Source organism: Corynebacterium sp. TUM25020 (genome assembly GCF_056388495.1).
In genome coordinates, this window is sequence record NZ_JBWJFG010000001.1 from 195,830 (window position 1) to 214,886 (window position 19,057).

General features: G+C 59.8%; 14 protein-coding genes. 10 read left to right on the forward strand and 4 right to left on the reverse strand.

Annotated elements, in window-relative coordinates; translation table 11 throughout:
* Window positions 1-44 precede the first annotated feature (44 nt).
* Complete coding sequence (ligA, locus tag AC05K6_RS00910; RefSeq protein WP_476727499.1) at window positions 45-2,102, reverse strand: NAD-dependent DNA ligase LigA; 2,058 nt, start codon at window positions 2,100-2,102, stop codon at window positions 45-47.
* Between the two features lie 25 nt (window positions 2,103-2,127).
* Entirely contained in the window at window positions 2,128-4,083 is a 1,956-nt protein-coding gene (locus AC05K6_RS00915; protein ID WP_476727500.1) for a vWA domain-containing protein, read from the reverse strand.
* A 276-nt stretch (window positions 4,084-4,359) separates the two neighbouring features.
* Between AC05K6_RS00915 and AC05K6_RS00920 the strand changes: the two genes are divergently transcribed.
* Complete coding sequence (locus tag AC05K6_RS00920; RefSeq protein WP_476727501.1) at window positions 4,360-5,034, forward strand: exonuclease domain-containing protein; 675 nt, start codon at window positions 4,360-4,362, stop codon at window positions 5,032-5,034.
* Between the two features lie 36 nt (window positions 5,035-5,070).
* On the opposite strand, the gene AC05K6_RS00925 is transcribed toward AC05K6_RS00920, so the two are convergent.
* A complete protein-coding gene (locus tag AC05K6_RS00925) occupies window positions 5,071-6,408 on the reverse strand; it encodes a hypothetical protein (RefSeq protein ID WP_293789851.1) in 1,338 nt (445 codons plus the stop codon).
* Window positions 6,409-6,971: 563 nt separating this feature from the next.
* Between AC05K6_RS00925 and AC05K6_RS00930 the strand changes: the two genes are divergently transcribed.
* Together AC05K6_RS00930 and ilvA are read left to right on the forward strand one after the other, a co-directional pair.
* The gene (locus AC05K6_RS00930; RefSeq protein ID WP_473963666.1) at window positions 6,972-8,489 is read left to right on the forward strand and encodes a cation:dicarboxylate symporter family transporter; all 1,518 of its coding nucleotides are present in this window, start codon (window positions 6,972-6,974) and stop codon (window positions 8,487-8,489) included.
* 90 nt (window positions 8,490-8,579) lie between these two features.
* Window positions 8,580-10,151, forward strand: coding sequence for a threonine ammonia-lyase, biosynthetic (gene ilvA / locus AC05K6_RS00935; RefSeq protein ID WP_476727502.1), 1,572 nt, complete (start codon window positions 8,580-8,582; stop codon window positions 10,149-10,151).
* Between the two features lie 46 nt (window positions 10,152-10,197).
* Here ilvA and AC05K6_RS00940 read toward each other — a convergent pair whose 3' ends face one another.
* Complete coding sequence (locus AC05K6_RS00940; RefSeq protein WP_293789855.1) at window positions 10,198-10,866, reverse strand: ACT domain-containing protein; 669 nt, start codon at window positions 10,864-10,866, stop codon at window positions 10,198-10,200.
* A 63-nt stretch (window positions 10,867-10,929) separates the two neighbouring features.
* Between AC05K6_RS00940 and gatC the strand changes: the two genes are divergently transcribed.
* The 7 genes from gatC to gatB all read left to right on the forward strand — a co-directional run bounded on the left by gatC (window position 10,930) and on the right by gatB (window position 18,962).
* Window positions 10,930-11,235, forward strand: coding sequence for an Asp-tRNA(Asn)/Glu-tRNA(Gln) amidotransferase subunit GatC (gene gatC / locus AC05K6_RS00945; protein WP_293789857.1), 306 nt, complete (start codon window positions 10,930-10,932; stop codon window positions 11,233-11,235).
* 75 nt (window positions 11,236-11,310) lie between these two features.
* Window positions 11,311-12,813: an Asp-tRNA(Asn)/Glu-tRNA(Gln) amidotransferase subunit GatA gene (gene gatA / locus AC05K6_RS00950; RefSeq protein WP_476727503.1), complete on the forward strand. Its 1,503-nt coding sequence runs from the start codon at window positions 11,311-11,313 to the stop codon at window positions 12,811-12,813.
* 135 nt (window positions 12,814-12,948) lie between these two features.
* Window positions 12,949-13,632 carry an NUDIX domain-containing protein gene (locus tag AC05K6_RS00955; protein WP_476727504.1) on the forward strand — a complete coding sequence of 228 codons (684 nt, stop codon included), beginning with the start codon at window positions 12,949-12,951 and terminating at the stop codon, window positions 13,630-13,632.
* On the forward strand, window positions 13,633-15,069 hold the full coding sequence (locus AC05K6_RS00960) for a DHA2 family efflux MFS transporter permease subunit (RefSeq protein WP_476727505.1): 1,437 nt from the start codon (window positions 13,633-13,635) through the stop codon (window positions 15,067-15,069).
* A gap of 66 nt (window positions 15,070-15,135) precedes the next feature.
* Window positions 15,136-16,164, forward strand: coding sequence for an ATP-dependent 6-phosphofructokinase (locus tag AC05K6_RS00965; protein ID WP_293789865.1), 1,029 nt, complete (start codon window positions 15,136-15,138; stop codon window positions 16,162-16,164).
* Window positions 16,165-16,330: 166 nt separating this feature from the next.
* Window positions 16,331-17,398 carry an HNH endonuclease signature motif containing protein gene (locus tag AC05K6_RS00970; protein WP_476727506.1) on the forward strand — a complete coding sequence of 356 codons (1,068 nt, stop codon included), beginning with the start codon at window positions 16,331-16,333 and terminating at the stop codon, window positions 17,396-17,398.
* Between the two features lie 46 nt (window positions 17,399-17,444).
* Complete coding sequence (gene gatB / locus AC05K6_RS00975; RefSeq protein WP_293789869.1) at window positions 17,445-18,962, forward strand: Asp-tRNA(Asn)/Glu-tRNA(Gln) amidotransferase subunit GatB; 1,518 nt, start codon at window positions 17,445-17,447, stop codon at window positions 18,960-18,962.
* The last annotated feature ends 95 nt before the right edge of the window (window positions 18,963-19,057 follow it).

Below are 19,057 nucleotides of genomic sequence, written 5' to 3' on the forward strand. Positions count from 1 at the left end.
GTACACTCAACTCTTTTGATGCCCCGCTGATAGCTGATGGCCTGTTAGCTGTCCGCGTTACCCGGAGCGCCGCTGTCCAGAAGCTTCTTGAAACCATCCTCGTCCAGCACTGGTACCCCCAGATCCTGCGCCTTCGTCAGCTTCGAGCCGGCCTTTTCGCCCGCAACCAGGAAGTCAGTCTTCTTTGACACGCTGCCCGCCGCCTTGCCGCCGCGTGCCTCGATGGCCTCCTTCGCCGCCGTGCGATCGAAATCCTCCAGCGATCCGGTGACCACGATCGTCAGACCCTCCAGGAGCGCCGCATTCACGCCTTCGGCTGCGCCGGACGCATCCGCGGCCTCCTGGTGCATCCGCACACCCGCGGCGGCCCAGCGCTCCACAATGCGCTGGTGCCAATCCACGGAGAACCACGCGGAAATGGATTCAGCGATCGTCTCACCAACCCCGTCGATCCCGGCCATGTCCTCCACCGTGGCTGTGGAAATATCCTCCACGGAAGCGAACTGCTTAGCCAGCGCCTTGGCTGCGGTGGGGCCGACGTGCCGGATCGACAGCGCGACCAGCACCCGCCATAGATCTGCCTCCTTCGCGGCCTGAAGCTTCTCCAACAAAGTCTCGCCGGACTTATTCAACTTCCCGGCTTTCGTTGCATAGGAACTGGTCTTTTCCAGATCCTCCGGGCTCAAGTCGAACAGCTCCGACTCATCCGCCAGCACGCCGGAGTGGATCAGATCGTAGGCGCCCTTTTCCCCCAAAGCGTCGATATCAAACGCCTTGCGGGACGCCAGATACGTCAGCCGCGTATGCAACTGGCCAGGGCAGTATTGAGTGTTAGGGCAGCGCCAGTCGGCGTCACCTACCTTCGAGGGAGCCAACCGCGTGCCGCACTCGGGGCAGAACGTTGAGAACAGGAAAGGTCGCTCTGTACCCGTGCGCTTGTCCTCGACTGGGCCCAGCACCTCCGGGATGACTTCGCCGGCCTTGCGGATGGTGATGGTATCGCCGAGCATCACGCCCTTGCGGTGCGCTTCCGTCGGATTGTGCAGCGTAGCCATTGAGACCGTGGAGCCTGCAACGTACTTCGGCGCCATGACGGCATATGGCGTCGCGCGCCCTGTGCGGCCAATGCCAACGCGGATGTTATGCAAAGTGGTCATGGCCTCTTCTGGCGGGTATTTGTAGGCGATCGCCCACCGCGGGGCACGGCTGGTGTGGCCCAGTTCCAACTGCTCATCCAGGGAATCGACCTTGACGACCAACCCATCCATTTCGTGCGCCGCATCGTGCCGGTGGTTGCCCCAATACTCAACTTGCTGCTGGACCTCCTTAGCGGAGTGGACCTGCTTGGTATAAGGGCTCACCGGCAGCCCCCACGCAGCGATCGCGCGGTATGCATCGTGCTGTGAAGCAGGGGAGAAGCCTTCGCGTGCACCGATCCCGTGGCAGATCAACTTCAGGGGACGCTTGGCCGTGTCCGCGGAATTCTTCTGCCGCATGGCACCGGCGGCGGCATTACGGGGATTCGCGAACATCTTCAGGCCCTCGGCCTGGCGCTGTGCGTTCATCGTGGCGAAGTCCTCGACGTCGATGAACACCTCGCCGCGAATCTCTACCAGTTCGGGGACGGGGAATTCATCGGTGCCGTGGAGAGTGTCCGGGATATCGTCGAGGGTGCGTGCATTGTGAGTGATGTCCTCGCCCGTCGTACCATCGCCGCGGGTCAGCGCAAGCTCCAGCTTGCCCTTGATATACAGCAGATTTATCGACGCCCCGTCGATCTTCAACTCCGTCAGGTATGTCTTCGCGGGCGTGCGATCCAACCAGCCGGCGAGTTGCTCAGTGTCGAAAACATTGTCCAAGCTGAGCATCGGCTCGCGGTGGTTTACGTTTCGAAACGGGCTGCTGGTGGGTGGCGCCGGAGCGACCTCTTCGGTCGGGGACGGCCCGGTGACGACTTCAGGATGCGCCTGCTCCAGGTCTTTGAGTTCCTGCAGCAGGGCGTCGAAGTCCGCGTCCGAGATTTCCGGATCGCCGTAGTAGTAGAGCTGCCGGTGGTGGCGCACCTGGTCAGCGAGTTCTTGCCAGCGGGAATGAGTACTCACCCCCGCTAGTCTACTTGCGGAATATTTACTTGCGGCGGACGGCGGTGAAGTAGACCGCCACGGCAGCGATCAGGATGATCGCCAGGATTGCCAGGCCGACGTACAGCACGGTGTTGCTCTGCGAGGTGTTCTCGATGTCCTTCGCCTGTGCGTCGGACTTGTCCTCGTTACCGGCGTTGGCGCTTTCGACGCTTTCGCCACCGTTGTCGTTGTTTTCCTCGTTGCCGGCGGGCTCGAGGGTTGGTTCCGGTCCGGGCTCTAGGGGTTGACGCCATTCCGGTCCATCGACCTTGTCGCCTTCCAGGGCGGTGGACAGGCGGAACTCGATGTCCTTATCCTGCTTTCCGTTGTCGCTGTACCCCTCAAGGGTGACCATCACGTACCACTGGCCCGCATCCGAGGCTTCCTGATGGCTCACGTTTTCTTCGCGGTTGCGGTAGAAGACATAAGGCGTGGCTACGGCTCGTGCGGTGGTGGGGACATCTTTATCGAGCGTCTGCGTGGTCTCCTCCGATGTAACTTTTCGGCGGGGAGATGCCACGTAGATGTCTCCATTGCGGGAATCATCGGTCTGCTTCTTATCGAATTCCACTTCTGCGATGGGGCGCTGGCCCCAGTCGACGTTCATGCGATAGAACTTTGTTTCGCCTGGTACTAGGGTGTCGGATACAGTGCCCGGGGTGATTTCGGTGGCCTGGTTGTAGGACAGGCCGCCGGGGGTAGACTTCGGGTCAGTGTGTGGCACCTTGACCTTGTCCTTGTCGTCGCCCTCCGGGGTTTCGCGATCATTTTCCGGACCTGCCTCGGCGCCGTCGACCTGGGGCGGGAAACCAACCATGATCTCGACGGGCAGATCCCGATCAATGCCGGTGCCGGAATGGTTGAGTTTCACGCGATACTTCGTCGGATCACATCCGTCCTCCGGAGTGATGGTTACAGTTTCCGCCTCCGGTGGACCCGGCCAACTAGAGCCACTGTAGTAGCCAGAACCGCTGTCACTACAGGTTTCGTTCTTGTACTCGACGTCCACGTCGTAATAGATGTGGTCGCCACCCTCGAAGCCAATGGGCACCAGGTTTGCGGTGACCTGAGCTGTCTTTCCCTCCGGGATGCTCAGGCTGAACCACTTATCATCGCCGTCCTCGTTGCTGTCGCGTGCGGTGGGCAGGGTGCTTTGGTAGAGGCCTTCGCCTAGGTAGAAACCAGAGGTAGCGTCGTCGGATAGCTGGACGGGTGTGCCTGCGGACTCATATTCTCCGGCGACGCGTTGCGCGACGTCGCTGAGTGCTTCTTGGAGTGCATCCGTGTCGTCGGCAGAGGAATAGGTGCCGCCGGAGACCTCGGAGATACATTCGAGTTCCTTTTGCGCTTTGTTGTCGACTTTGAAGCCGACCGTGTGGATGGCTAGGTCGATGCCATCGCCAGCGATGTCTTTCGCTACTTCGCAGACTGGTGGTGGGGCACAAGTGTCGATGCCATCAGAGACGAGGATGATGTTGCGTGTTCCAGAGTCTCCGAGTTCGGCGGCTGCCTTCTTGATGGCGTTGCCGATGGGGGTGTAGCCCTTTGGAGCGAGTTCGTTGATCTTGCCTTCCAGATCCTCGGGCTTGTTCTTGCCTAGGGGCGCCAGGGTGGTGATGTCTTTGCAGCCCTTTTCGCGGTTGTCAGGAGCGTTGGATTCCTTGGAGCCGTAGGCGATGACGGTGGTTTCGGCTTTGTCGGCCAGAGTTTTCACCGTGTCGTTGGCAGCCTTCTTGGCTGCGTCCATGCGGGTTTCACCGTTGCCAGCATCTTTTTCGGCCATGGAGTCTGAGGCGTCGAGAACGACAGCGACCTTGCCATCGCCGTCGCCACCAGCGTTGCCGGAGTTTTCATTGTCTTCGGCGTTCGCGTTGACTGCGAGGATCGGCAGCAGCGCCATGATAGTGAGGAAAGCGAGCACCGCCGCAGCAAGCCGTCCTGTACCAGGCCTTTGTTTCACTTTTATCTGGTGAGCAGATTTAACTTCGTGCACGGGGAATCAGCGCCTTTCTGGTTTGGATATGCCGTTTAGTTGCTGGCTTAGCCTGAGAGAGTTTTTCCTTACGAGGGTGTGACGCTTCACGGCAACGCAATGTTCCCGATGCGTGGAAAGTTCCTGTGAGAAAGCTCCCAATCTGGGTAGAAATCTTAGGGAACATCGATAGATTCCGCAGGAAAAGGATTCTTTCCTTCGGGTGTTCAGGGGGTGTCCGGCGCTCGTTATAAAGTGGTCGACATGACTGCACCGCATTTTGATCCGGCACACATGTTGAGCTTTGACTTGGAAACCACCGGCGTAGATCCAAAGACAGCCCGCATCGTTACCAGCGCCCTGGTGACGATCAAAGGCAAGGAAAGAAAAGACCTAGAGATGCTGGCTGATCCGGGCGTGGAGATTCCGCAGCAGGCTTCTGATGTGCATGGCATCACTACCGAATACGCCCGTGAGCACGGCGAAGACCACGGTGAAGTGCTGGCAAAAACCATTGAAAGAATTCGGGAGGCATGGCGCGCCGGAGCCACATTGATCGTCTACAACGCCGCCTACGACCTCAGTGTGTTGCGGGCATTGGAGCCCAGCTTTACCGTCGACGGGCCAGTGTTCGACCCCTATGTTGTTGATAGGGCGAAGGACCAGTATCGCAAAGGCAAGCGCACCTTAGAGAGTGTGTGCGAACACTACGGTGTGAGTTTGGATAACGCTCACGAGGCGACGGCGGATGCGGTGGCCGCCGCCCGCGTGGCGTGGATGTTGGCACGGAAATACCCCGAGCTGACACAAATGGCAGCAGATGAACTGATGCTCTCCCAGGCCACCTGGTTCTACGAGTCCCAGAAGGGGCTGCAGGAATGGTTCCAGAAGAAGGGCAGGGACGTGCCCGTCAACACCGCCTGGCCACTAGCGGAGTAGTGCCACCGGCGGCATGTCGCTACTGGCGGAAGATTGCTACTGGCGGCGAACGGCGGTGAAGTAGACCGCCACAGCAGCGATCAGGATGATTGCCAGGATTCCGAGGCCAACGTACAGCACGGCGTTGCTCTGGGAACTGTTCTCGTTTCCGGAGCTGGCGTTATTGGCACTTTCGCCGCTATTGCTGTTGTTTTCGTTGCTTGTGGGCTCGAGGGTTGGCGCCGGACCGGGCTTTAGGGGTTGACGCCATTCCGGTCCATCGACCTTGTCGCCTTCCAGAGCGGTGGACAGGCGGAACTCGATTTCCTCGGACTGCATGCCGTTATCACTGCTTCCATCAAGCGAGACCATCACGTACCACTGGCCAGCTTCCTTGGCATCGCCTTGGGATGAGCTTCCTTCGCCATTGCGAAAGAAGACATAGGGCGTGCCTACTGCGCGGGCGGTAACTGGAAGATCCTCATCCAGTGATTCCGAAGACGAATATGACGTTTGAACACGTCGTGGAGAAGCGACGAAGATTTTTCCACTGCGGGAATCATCGGTCTGCTTCTTATCGAATTCCACCTCTGCGATGGGGCGCTGGCCCCAGTCGACGTTCATGCGGTAGAACTTTGTTTCGCCTGGAACCAGGGTGTCAGAAACGGTGCCTGGGGTGATCTCAGTCGCCTTGTCATAAGACAGGCCACCAGGGGTCGACTTCGGGTCGGTGTGTGGCACCTTGACCTTGTCCTTGTCATCGCCGTCCGGGGTTTCTCGGTCGTTTTCCGGACCGGCTTCGGCACCGTCGACTAGAGGTGGGAAGCCGACGACAATTTCCACCGGGAGTTCGCCGTCAAAGCTGCTACCCGCAGAACTGATATTCACACGGTATTTCGTCGGGTCGCAGTCTTCCTCCGGGACGATTGTTATAGCTTCCGCCTCTGGTGGATCGGGCCAGCTACTTGTAGAGGAAGAACCACTGACTTTGTCGCTGCAAGAGTCGTTTTTATATCCCACCCGGGTGCCGTATGAGGCCGAATCGTCCTTAGCGGATCCCAGGGGGACAGCATTGACGGAGATCACAGCTTTCCTCCCTTGAGGGATGCTGACGTTGAACCACTTATCGTCGCTATCATCTCCGCTGTTGCTGGAACCGGGCAAGGTGCTTTGGTACAAACCCTCGCCTAGGTAAAAAGCGTCGGTGGCATCGTCGGATAGCTGGACGGGTGTACCTGCAGCTTCATAAACTCCGGCGACTCTGCTTTCGTCGTCGGCGTTCGCGTTAACGGCGAAGATCGGCAGCAGAGCAATGCCGGTGAGAAACGCGAACACTGCAGCAGCGAATCGCCAGGTTTGTGGAAGCTGATGGGTCTTTGCTTGAGGAGCCCGCACGAGGAACTAGCGCCTTTCTGGGTTTGTTGGTGTTCTATAGGGATGGGATGAAGCGTGGCCACGCAATGTTCCCAACGCGAAAAAGTTCTCCACTGCAAAGAATCAATGCTGCAAAGAAACAATGCTGTGGAGAATCAATGCTAGGGAGAACACTAGGGAACGATTCACCTTTTCGCAGGAATAAGCTTCTGCTTCGTACCCTCAGGGGGTACTGCTCGCTATAAAGCGGCTGACTTAGCTGCGCTGCACTGTGGTGCTGCACAGTGCTCCAGCAGCTCCAGCAGCTCCAGCAACCATTTATTCGGACTTCCTTCTAAGAAAAGGCAGGTCAACACTGTCCGCCCGCTGGACGAAAATCCTCGGGGAAACCTATCGCTTTCTCTATTTGTTTCTTATCTTGGTGAAGTAGCACAATAAAGGTGTTGAGGTTAACTCCTGCGTGGTTTTTGTGACGCCCACACGGCTCCCACCGAGCCCCATGGCTGTTGCGGACTGACAAGGGGGAAAGATCAGCACTTTCAAGAGTCCATCTCATAGACATCGAAATGGGGCACTAGGGATCCATGAACGACAAGCACAATCCCCAGGGCGCAGACCACAATGCGGATCACGAAAACGCGCAGCAGCATGACGTTGATCACCACGTCACCGAGCAAAAGGCGCAGGAAGTAAAAGCTTCGTTGGGGGCTGCGGTAGCTAGCTCCCCGCAGATCGCGGAGCCGAAGAAAGAGAAGAAAGACAACACACACTGGCTATACATCGGCGTGATCGTCGCCGTGATCGCCGGCATCATTTTCGGCCTCGTGGCACCCGATGTCGCAAAGGGGTTCAAAGAGCTCGGAACCACCTACGTCACGCTGATCAAAATGATCATCCCGCCGGTGATCTTCTGCACGATCGTGCTGGGAATTGGCTCGGTGAGGTCTGCGGCGTCAGTAGGCAAAGCAGGAAGCATGGCACTGGCCTACTTCATCACGATGTCCACCTTCGCCCTCGCAGTAGGCCTAGTCGTGGGAAACCTGCTGCAGCCGGGCGAAGGGCTGAACATTGGAAATACCGGTGGCTTCGACGCCAAAAAAGGGCAAGAGACCGGGTTCGTGCAAAGCATCATTCCTGAAACCTTCTTCAGCGCCTTCACCTCAGGCAAGATTCTGCAGGTACTGCTAATCGCCCTGTTGGTCGGCTTCGCAACGCAATCCATGGGCAAGGCCGGCGAGCCGATCCTGGGCTTCGTGGCCGCTCTGCAGAAGCTGGTCTTCAAGATCCTGTCCTGGATCCTGTGGCTGGCCCCGATCGGCGCGTTTGGTGCGATGGCTGGCGTAGTCGGCGGCACTGGTATTAAGGCAGTGCTGCAGCTCGGTATCTTGATCCTAGGCTTCTACATCACCTGCATCATCTTCATCTTCGTGATTCTGGGAACCATCTTGCGAGTCTTCACTGGCTTCAATATTTTCAAGCTGGTGAAGTACCTGGGGCGCGAGTACCTGCTTATCTTCGCTACCAGCTCCTCTGAGTCCGCGCTGCCGAACCTGATGCGCAAGATGGAACACGTCGGCGTGGACAAGTCCACGGTCGGAATCGTCGTGCCGACGGGCTATTCCTTCAACCTGGACGGCACCGCGATTTACCTGACCATGTCAGCCATCTTTATTTCGGACGCCATGAACGTGCACCTGAGCATGGGGGATCAGATCAGCTTGCTGATCTTCATGATCATCGCCTCCAAGGGTGCCGCGGGTGTATCCGGCGCGGGTATCGCAACCCTGGCTGTCGGTCTGCAATCGCACCGTCCGGAGCTGTTGGACGGCGTGGACATCATCGCTGGCATCGACCGCTTCATGTCTGAGGCCCGCGCCCTGACCAACTTCTCCGGTAACGCAGTGGCCACTCTGCTGGTTGGCAAGTGGACTCACACCGTGGATAAGGAACAGGTCAAGCGCGTGCTCAACGGCGAGGATCCATATGTTGGAACCGCAGATGACCATGATGTCGACCTGAAGTACCCGTCGGTGAAGAACCCAGCTACGGATCACCTGCAGCCGACCCCGCAGGTAAACCTGGACGACTACCGTCAGCAGTAACTGCAGTCGTGCAAATCCGTCTGCCGCAGAGGTGCGGTGGACGGGCACTGCCGTGTAAGGGGGATCACCGGCAGGACTATACTGAAGCGCATGTCACATGAAGCTGCACAAGCCCCCGCTGCCACGGAATCTACTGCCACCGGCGCGGACTATCTGAAGAAAATCGTTTCCGCACCCGTGTATCGCGTGGCCAAAAACACCCCGCTTGAGTACATGGACACGCTGTCGAAGCGCAGTGGGAACGAAATTCTGGTCAAGCGCGAAGACTTGCAGCCCGTGCATAGCTTCAAGATCCGCGGTGCATTCAACCGCATGGCACAGCTCACGGAAGAAGAGCGCCGCCGCGGAGTCGTCGCCGCCTCCGCCGGAAACCATGCACAGGGCGTGGCACTATCCGGCACGGAACTGGGAATCCGCACTGTCATTGTGATGCCGGAGGTCACCCCCAGCATCAAAATCGACGCAGTGCGCAGCTTCGGTGGGGAAGTACTGTTACACGGCGCTAACTTCGACGAAGCCAAGGCCAAGGCCATGGAACTGTCCGACCAGGAGGGCATGGTCTGGGTCGCCCCGTTCGACGACGAGGCGGTCATCTCCGGGCAAGGGACCGCTGGCCTCGAAATCTTCCAATCCCGACCGGACGTTGACCGCGTGTTCGTACAGGTCGGCGGCGGTGGTTTGGCAGCGGGCGTAGCCGTGCTTCTCAAAGAACTGAACCCCAGAATTCAGGTCATCGGAGTTGAGCCGGAGGAATCCGCCTGCCTCACCCAAGCCCTCGCAGCAGACCAACCCGTTGCCCTCGACCACGTCAGCCTCTTCGCCGAAGGCGTAGCCGTCAAACAAATCGGCGCAGAGACATTCCGCCTCTGCCGCGACTACCTCGATGACGTGATCACCGTAAGCTCCGACGAGATCAGTGCTGCCATCAAGGACATCTTCGACGACACGCGAGCCATCGCCGAACCCGCCGGCGCCGTCGCACTGGCGGGGCTGAAGCGCTATGTTGCTACCCACAAAATTCAAGAGGAAACCCTGGCTCACGTCCTCTCCGGTGCGAATGTGAACTTCCACTCCCTGCGCTATGTCTCCGAGCGTGCGGAAATCGGTGAGGGTGGCGAGGGCATCTTCGGCGTGACAATTCCCGAGCGCGAAGGTGCGTTCCTCGAGTTCTGCAAGATCCTCGGCCAGCGTTCCGTCACAGAGTTCAGCTACCGAGTCGGCCAGCGTGGTGGGGAAGAACCAGCCCGAATCTTTGTGGGCGTCAAACTGAAAAACGGCGAGGAGGAGCGCAAGGGCATCGCCGTGGATCTCAGCAGCGCAGGTTATGGAGTGGTCGACCTCTCCGACGATGACGTCGCCAAGGAACACGTGCGCTACATGATCGGAGGCACACCCGGTCAGCGCGTTGACGAGACCGCGTATAGTTTTGAATTCCCCGAGCACCCCGGCGCACTACTGCGCTTCCTGGAAGTGCTGGGAACCCGTTGGAATATCACCGGCTTCCACTACCGCAGTTTCGGCATGGACTACGGTCGCGTGCTGGCGGCGTTTGAGGACGTATCCGGCGATATCGAGTTCCAAGCACACCTGCAGCAGCTGGGATACCACGCGACCGATGTGACGGATAGCCCGGCGTATAACTTCTTTATCCGCAGCCAATAGTGCCGGCGGGCTGCCGGCGGGCACAGTGGCTAACTAAAGACAGTGGCTAACTAAAGAACGCCCCAAAGATAGCGCCGAGCTGCCGCAGATGTTCCACCTCGCTAAGCAGAAAGTCCGGCCCGCCCGGGCGGCCGACTATGAGCAGTAAGTCAGTTCCCTTGATTGGCGTTCCCGCCAACGCGGACTCCATCACAACCCAGTTCTCGGGAATCCAATCCTCGCGCTCTGGGTTCAACACGCGGGCCTCGGTTAGTGGCGGGTGGTCGAGTTCCAGCCCGTTATCCTCCGGGGCAGCGGAGGAGGCAGCTACCCGGTGCGTTCGTGGCGACGTATCCAACACCAGCGCCCAGCCCGCCGTCATGGAGCGCGGCAGATCCTGCATCATGATCTCTAGCGCTTCTTGTAGTTGACGCCGCTTTTCCGCCACTCCAGACAGCATCTGAATCTGGCCACGTCGGTCGATCTTGCCGGAAAAAGGTCTGATCGAATCGACATAGAAGCCATCGAGCTCCTGTGTGGCGGTGATGAGACTATCCGGCAAATGTCCCGAAGGGATGGAAACGACAATGTCGTCGATGACGGAGTCCGGATCATCCTCCGCTGGTCCGACGATATCCACGCCGCGAATATCGCCGCCGACAGTCCCCAGTGCCATGGCTAGCAAGCCAAGGGATCCGGGGGAATCAGGCATACGGACACGCATGAGGAAAGACATGGAACCGATACTAGCGCCACCTGAAGTCCACGGGGGCAGGTTGGCTTGGCTAGAGTAGAACCCATGTCTGAGATTTCGCGCGAAGATGTTGCCCACCTGGCCCGCCTGGCTCGCCTGGACCTAGGGGAACAGGAGTTGGATGAATACGCAGCTCAGATCGATGGAATCGTCGATCACGTTGCAGCGATCAGGAAGGTGGACACCGAAGGCGTTGAGCCATTGAGCCACCCCACCCAAAACGTTGACGGCGACGTTGCCGTCATGCGTGAAGACGTGGTCGTTCCGAGCCTTACGCCCGAGCAGGCACTCGACCAGGCTCCGAAGCAGAGCGAGCAGCGCTTCGAGGTGCCGCAGATCCTCGCGGACTAGCCACAACGCCAACAGATCGTTTAGAACCCGTTAGAACAACGAACGTTAGAGAAATAAGGAACTGTAGGAACACTCATGGCTGAGAACAAGTACATCGTCGGTTCCCGGGATGACTCGGACTTCACCACCTGGACCGCCGCGGAATTGGCGGAAAAGATTCACGCGCGCGAGATCAGCTCCCAGGAGGTTACCCAGGCTCACCTGGACCGCATCGGTGAGATTGACGGGGAAATCAACGCGTTCCTGCACGTTGGTCCCGACGAGGCTATCGCCGCAGCCGCGAATGTCGACGAGGCGCTGGCCGCAGGCGATCAGCCGACCAGCAAGCTGGCGGGCGTGCCGCTGGCGCTGAAGGACGTGTTCACCACCATGGACGCGCCGACCACCTGTGCATCGAAGATGCTCGAGGGCTACATGAGCCCCTATGACGCGACCGTCACCATGCGCCTGCGCGCAGCGGGTATCCCGATCCTGGGCAAGACCAACATGGACGAGTTCGCCATGGGCTCCTCCACGGAAAACTCCGCATACGGTCCGACCAAGAACCCCTACGACCTGGAGCGCACTCCGGGCGGCTCCGGTGGTGGCTCGTCCGCAGCTCTGGCTGCAGGCATGGCTCCACTAGCTATCGGCACGGACACCGGTGGTTCGATCCGCCAACCCGCCGCACTGACCAACACCGTGGGCGTGAAGCCCACCTATGGCACCGTTTCCCGCTATGGCCTGGTGGCTTGCGCTTCCTCTCTGGATCAGGGCGGCCCGACGGCGCGTACGGTACTGGACACCGCGCTGCTGCACGAGGTTATTGCAGGGCATGACGCCAACGACTCCACCTCCTCCACCCACGCCGTCGCACCGGTCGTCGAGGCCGCAAAGCAGGGCGCTTCCGGAGACCTCAACGGGGTGAAGCTCGGTGTAGTTAAGCAGTTCGAGCGAGCTGAAGCTTTCCAGCCCGGCGTGCTGGAGGCATACCACGCCAACTTGGAACAGTTGAAGTCTCAGGGCGCTGAACTGGTGGAAGTTGATTGCCCGAACTTCGACCATGCCATGAACGCCTACTACCTGATCCTGCCTTGTGAGGTCAGCTCCAACCTGGCTCGTTTCGACGGCATGCGCTACGGCCAGCGCCGGGGAGACGACGGTACCCGCTCCGCCGACCAGGTGATGAGCCTGACCCGCGCCGAGGGCTTCGGCTCCGAGGTGAAGCGCCGCATCATGCTGGGAACCTACGCCCTGTCCGTTGGCTACTACGACGCGTACTACCTGCAGGCGCAGCGCGTACGTAACCTGATCTCTCAGGACTTCGCCAAGGCCTATGAGCAGGTCGACGCTATCGTCGCACCGGTTACCCCGTCCACCGCATTCAAGCTGGGGGAGAAGGTCGACGATCCGTTGGCAATGTACATGTTTGACCTGTTTACCCTGCCGCTGAACCTGGCGGGCGTATGCGGCATGTCCGTGCCCGGTGGCTTTGCAAGCGATTCCGGCCTGCCGACCGGTCTGCAGATCATGGGCCCGGCACATGGCGACGACCGTCTGTACCGCGTCGGCGCCGCTTTCGAAGCCGGCCGCGCCTAAGCGTGCCTAAGCACGCCGAAACTGGCCATTGACTGGTGGCTAGCCGTCTAGCTTTCGGCCAGCTTTCAACTAGCTTTTAGCTAGCTTTTTGGCGGGGCGGGATCCGCCCATAGCCGCACGCGTATGGTGGGAGTCATGGGTAAGCTTCCCGAACTTTACACAGGCGATGGTTTCGTCGAACACCCCGACGGCTCCCGCCGCTGGGGTGTGCTCGGCGCCGCGGGGCTGTTTCTCGTCACTGACGACCGCCACGTTCTGATGCAGCACCGCGCCAAGTGGACGAACCGTGGCGGAACCTGGGCTCTGCCCGGGGGAGCGATCGACGTCGGCGAGTCACCCACCGACGGCGCCCTACGAGAAACGTGGGAAGAAACAGGCGTGGGGGCGTCAGCAGTAAAAGTCCACCAAGAAATCGTGACCTCGACCGTGCCTGTCAAGAAGGCGTACTGCCGCCTTCCAGTTCGCGAAGAAGAACGGCACCTCTTTGCGGGAATTGAAAAGATCATCGAGCGCAACGGGGATCCCCGCCAAGCCCTGCAGGACTTTCCGGTTCGGCATCCTAGCCTCGACACCGACCTGGAGGCTCATGGCATCTTCGGACTCGGAGGCACGTTCTGGTGGGAGTACGTCAACCCGGAGATCACTGAGTGGACGTACACCACTGTCCTAGCCACCTGCGCCGAGCACCTGGAACTTCATCCGACCGCCGAATCGCTGGAGCTGCTGTGGCAACCCATTGACCGGTTGGAGGAGCTGCCGCTCATGCCGGAGTTTCAAGCAAGTTTGTCTGCTTTGAGGGCGGCAGTAGACTCACTGTAAGTGAACGCACAGCAGCTCCCACCCACACACCGCACTCGCTCTGCAGAAGAAACCTATCCTGCACTGCCTCTGCCGCTGCCACAGGCGTGGCGCGCCCTCGTGGCGTTGTGCATCGGCTTTTTCATGATCCTGCTGGACCAGACGATCGTGGCCGTCGCCACGCCAGCATTCCAAGCAGACCTGCATGCCGACTACGGGCAGGTGCTGTGGGTCACCAGCGCTTATCTGTTGACCTTCGCAGTGCCCCTGATGGTCACAGGCCGGCTAGGCGATCGCTTTGGACCAAAGAACCTATATATAGCGGGCATGACGATCTTCACCCTCTCGTCATTGGCCTGCGGCCTGGCGGGCAGCATCGAAATGCTGATTGCCGCCCGCGCCGTGCAGGGCATCGGCGGGTCACTTTTGACACCGCAGACCATGAGCGTGATCAACCGCATCTTCCCGCGCGACAAGCGCGGGGCCGCATTAGGTATCTGGGGTGCGACGGCAGGAATTTCCACGCTCGCCGGGCCGCTGCTCGGCGGCTTCATCACGGAGTACGCCACGTGGCACTGGGTGTTCTTTATCAATGTGCCGATTGGCGTGCTGTCCGTAGTAATGGTTGCCCGGTGGGTGCCGCGCTTCCGGCCGACGCGCGACCGCATTAATGTGCCGTCGATCCTGCTTTCCATGGTGGCGATGACGATGGTGATCTACGGCATCCAGGAAGGCGACCCCGCCGGCTGGGCTCCGTGGATTTGGGCGCTGCTGGTCGGCGGCGTGGCGATGATGATCGCCTTTGTCTGGCTGCAATCCCGCCTGTCCGCGGGCAGCGCGTTGGTACCCATCGCGCTGTTTACCCGTCGCCATTTTGCCTTCGGTAACGCTTCGATTTTCACTATGGGGTTCACCATCGCCGGCATGATGGTTCCGGTGATGTTGTTCCTGCAGGAAGTCCATCGCTTCGGTCCAATGAAAGCCTCCTTCGTTGTAACTCCCATGGCCATCATCGCGGGGGCGATGGCGCCATTCGTCGGCAGGCTTGTTGACCGCTACGATCCCCGGCGTTTCGCCGTGTTGGGGTTCTGCTTGATGGCCATTGGAGTGGCCGCGCTGGCGCTGTCCATGCGACCCGAGCGCCCGCTGTGGATGATCATCGGATCATTCGTGATCCTGGGCTTTGGCAATGCTTTTGTCTGGGCGCCGAACTCCACCGCCACACTGCGAGACCTGCCGCCGCAGTTCGCCGGCGCGGGCTCCGGAATGTACAACGCCACCAGGCAACTCGGTGCAGTCACCGGTGCAGCGGTAATCGCCGCGGTCGTGCAAGCACGCGTTAGCGTAGTCGGCCCCCAAGCCTTCGGAGAATCACTGCTACCCGCGGTAGTCATGCTCATCCTCGGCGCACTGGCTTCCAGCATGGCTCGGCAAGAGGCGAGCCACGGAGACGAGTAGGCGTCCATAGGCGTACATTCCCTTGCCGTCCGGCAGATCCGACGCCATATCGCTAAACTTTGAAGCATGCGTATTGCGACCTTGACCAGTGGTGGAGACTGCCCAGGATTGAACGCCGTCATCCGAGGCATTGTGCGTACGGCGGCAGGGGAAGGCCATACCGTCGTTGGCTTTGAAGACGGCTGGCAGGGACTGTTGGAAGATCGTCGTGTGCAGTTGTACGACGACGACTTCATCGATCGTATTCTGCGCCGCGGAGGCACCATCTTGGGTACCGGTCGCCTGCACCCGAAAGACTTTATGGCAGGCATCGACCGCGTGAAGGCTAATCTCGCTGACGCGGGCATCGACGCTCTGATCCCCATCGGTGGCGAGGGAACCCTAAAGGGTGCGCGCTTCCTGCATGACAACGGAGTCCCGGTGATCGGCGTGCCGAAAACCATTGACAACGATGTCAACGGCACGGATTACACCTTTGGTTTTGACACTGCCGTCGCCGTCGCGACCGACGCCATTGATCGCCTGCACACTACCGCTGAATCACACGATCGCGTGATGATCGTGGAGGTCATGGGCCGCCACGTTGGCTGGATTGCGTTGCACGCGGGCATGGCCGGCGGTGCGCACGAGATCCTCATTCCGGAGTTTCCATTCGACATTGATGACGTCTGCCGTCGCATGGCACGCCGCTTCCAGCTGGGGGAGAAGTACGGCATCATCGTTGTCGCCGAGGGAGCGCTGCCGAAGGAAGGCACCCTGGAGGTTGCGGAGCGTGAAGTGGATCAGTTCGGCCACGAGAAGTTCCAGAACATGTCGGCATTGATTGCCAAGGAGATCGAGAACCGGTTGGATACCGACGTGCGTTCCACCGTCCTCGGACACATCCAGCGCGGCGGTACGCCCACTGCGTTCGACCGCGTACTGGCAACGCGTTTTGCCGTGAACGCCACCAAGGCTGCAATCAACGGCGATTTCGGCAAGGTCGTGGCGCTTAAGGGCGGCGACATTGATCTGATTGACTTTGAAGAAGCCGTCGGAACGTTGAAGGAAGTTCCCGAGAAGCGCTACGAGACGGCACGTTCCCTGTTCGGGTAGTGACACACCGCGCCATCCACTAGAGCGGACGGCAAGGCATAGGAGTCGGGCGCCTGTCAAGGGAGAATTGTTTTCCCTGTGGAAAACCGTTTTTTCGGTGAGAGTTATCCACAGGGAGTTTCTTGCGGCGGGGCGAGAAAAGGCGCGATGTTTTAGCGTTGGCGCTATGGAAAAACTGCGGCAGCTCGGGGAGCTTCAGCGCCAAGTGGCAGCGGCCCAGCGCCACGGCGCTGATCTGCTGAGCGAAGCCTTTGGCGTTCCTGCCGAGCAGCTGCCCTTGGAAAAAGAACTCGCTAGGAGAGTGGCGCGGGCGGCGGAGCACTTCTCCGGGCCGGCGTATTCGCGTTACAAGAAGCGCGCGCTGGAAGCTGCGCGCCGCAATCGTCACAGCCTGGACGTGCTGATGCTCATTGCCGAGCGGGCGCGCACATTGGGTATCAAACATCGCTACGTCTTCACGGAGCAACTGTGCAACACAGCCGGAGACCTGACGGCGATCTCTCGCCGCGCCACACAGCTTCGACGCCGCATGCAAGGGCCACGAGTGCCAGACGATGGCGGACGTCGCATCCTCCACGGAACGAAGACCACCATCCAGTTCACCGGACCGGCACACGAAATGTCGGAGATCTGGGAGTCTGCACGCCTAGACCCATTGGCATGGTTAACCGAGAATCGAACCATTCAGCGCAGCACGCTGACCACCAATGTTGTCGTCGGACTAGACGAATACATGCAGGTGCTTAGCGGTCAGGGCGATGAAGTGGAATTACGTGCGACCAATGGAGCAGTCCTCACCGGAGCGGAATACGTCGCCCGACGCCTCGCAGAAGCCAGCGGGGTAGAGCCGCATGCCGTTGAAGTGAGCGCCGCCGAGTTGGGCGGCGTTGAATTGAGGAATGGGGATTACATAACTCTGATATCGGCGGAGCAAGGACCGGTGAACCTATATCGGGTGAGGCGGTTGGCGTCACAAAAGCAGCGCCGAATGCTGGAAGCCGAAACGACGCAATGTGCCTGGCCGGGGTGTGGGCGTCCTGCGAGTGAATGCCAAGTACACCACCTTCAGGAATTTGCACGAGGAGGGGAAACGAACCCCGAGAACATGTCGCTTTTATGCCCGTACCACAACGGAGTAAATGGACAGCCAAACCGAGGGAGGATGGCGCGGGTAAGCGGACGCGTCACCTGGTTGCCACCCGGGCGGGCAGCGCCCAAGGACGCCCAGCGGTAGCGACCCCAACGACACACAGCAGCGGGGACGTATTAAGATGGCTGGCATGACTGCGCCTGTCTACGATTACTCCGATGATGTGATGGACTTCGACGAAGTGCTGGAGCGCTTCGACCCGGTAATGGGCATGGAAGTCCACGTCGAACTCGCAACGAAGACGAAGATGTTCTCCACCTCTTCCGCAGAGTTCGGCGATGCACCTAACAGCAACGTTGACCCGTGCAGCCTTGGCCTGCCGGGTGCGCTGCCGGTAGTGAACAAGCTGGGCGTGGAATGGGCAATCAAGATTGGCCTGGCACTGAACTGCAAGATTGCTCCGAAGTCTCGCTTCGCGCGGAAGAACTACTTCTACCCGGACCAGCCGAAGAACTACCAGATTTCCCAGTATGACGAGCCGATCGCCTACGACGGGTACCTGGATGTTGTCCTGGAAGACGGATCCGAATGGCGCGTGGAGATTGAACGCGCTCACATGGAGGAGGACACCGGCAAGCTGACGCACCTCGGCGGTGCCGACGGTCGCATCCATGGCGCAACCGCCTCCCTCGTAGACTGCAACCGCGCCGGAGTGCCGCTGATTGAGATCGTGACCAAGCCGATCGAAGGCGCCGGCGAACGCGCTCCCGAGGTTGCGAAGGCATACGTCTCTGCGCTGCGCGATCTCGTGAAGGCCCTGGGTGTCTCCGATGCGCGCATGGATCAGGGCTCCATGCGCGTCGACTCGAACCTGTCGCTGCGTCCCGTGGGAACCACTGAATATGGCACGCGCACCGAGACGAAGAACATCAACTCCCTGAAGTCCGTTGAGCAGGCAGTGCGCTTTGAAATGCAGCGTCAGGCAGCATGCCTTGTCAACGACGTGGAGATCGTGCAGGAAACCCGCCACTACCAGGAAACCGACGGAACCACCTCCAAGGGGCGCCCGAAGGAGACCATGGCGGATTATCGTTACTTCAACGACCCGGATCTACCACCCGTACTGGCGCCCGCCGAATGGGTGGAGGAGATTCGCTCCACCTTGCCGGAAATGCCGTGGATTCGCCGTGCCCGCATTCAAAAGGAATGGGGACTGAAGGACGAAGAGATGCGAGACCTGGTCAACGCCGGTGCCCTCGATCTCGTCATCGACACCGTCGAAGCGGGAGCCAAGCCCGATGAGGCGCGTTCCTGGTGGGTCTCCTACCTCGCAGGAAAGGCAAACGAACAGGGCGTGGAACTGTCTGCGCTAGACATCACGCCAGCCCAGGTGGCGCGGGTGGCGTCATTGGTAAATGAGGGCAAGCTGACCACCAAGCTTGCGCGCCAGGCCGTGGACGGCGTACTAGCCGGTGAAGGCGACGTCGATGAGGTCGTAAACGCTCGTGGTTTGGAAGTTGTCCGCGATGACGGCGCCATCGAAGCTGCCGTCGATGAGGCACTTGCTGCCAACCCCGACATCGTGGAGAAATACCGCGCAGGCAACAAGAAGGTCACTGGTGCGATTGTCGGCGCCGTAATGAAAGCCACCAAGGGCAAGGCTGACCCTGCTCAGGTGAACCAACTTATTGCCAAGAAGCTCAGCTAAAAGGGCAGCAAAAGCGGGCTGCTGCTATTTAAGCGTCCGAGACATGCCGAGTGACCTCCCCCACAAGCCCTAAAGGTCGGAATAGTCTGGGTGGC